At 46.5% G+C, this 600-nt stretch carries 1 protein-coding gene; it reads right to left on the reverse strand.

Annotated features, from left to right (window positions below; translation table 11 throughout):
* A partial coding sequence (locus R7E78_RS28320) for an alpha/beta fold hydrolase (RefSeq protein ID WP_318058905.1) occupies nucleotides 1–600 on the reverse strand: 600 nt, incomplete at both ends.

The raw sequence follows: 600 nt of genomic DNA on the forward strand, positions 1-600 counted from the left end.
GTGTGAACTTTGTTTAGGAAGCTCAACAGCATCTGATTCACAAACTCGGGCTGTTCAAGCGAACTGATATGACCCGCTTCAGGAATCTCCACCAATTCACTGCCCGTAATGCAGTCATTCATTAGGTAAGATTCAAATACCGGACGCGGCTTATCTTCTCGACCAACTGCGATCAATGTTGGCAGTGCGAATTTTTCTGCATCTTCAATCACATCACGTCGCCCAAACACCATGCGACCGATACGAGCAACTTCTACAGCTCGCTCACCTGTTAGCGCTTCAAGGCTTTGTTTAAATGAAGCGACCAATTCTGGGTGAACTTGATCCGCGTTATTCGCAAAGAACAGTGGTGCAACGGCTTCGATAATAGGCTCAGGAACACCTTGAACTTGGCTGATGGTATCTAGCATCGCAAAGTATTTTTTATGCGTCACTTCTGGTTCCCAACCAATAAAGGTATCCATCAACACCAATGACTTCACTCGTTGTGGGGCTTGAGCGGTCAGTTCCGCACCCCACATACCGCCAACAGATAAGCCAACAATGGAAAATTTGTCGATTTCCAAATGATCCATTAGCGCCAGCATGTGTTGGGCATAA

The sequence above is a fragment of the Vibrio sp. YT-19(2023) genome (assembly GCF_033337395.1).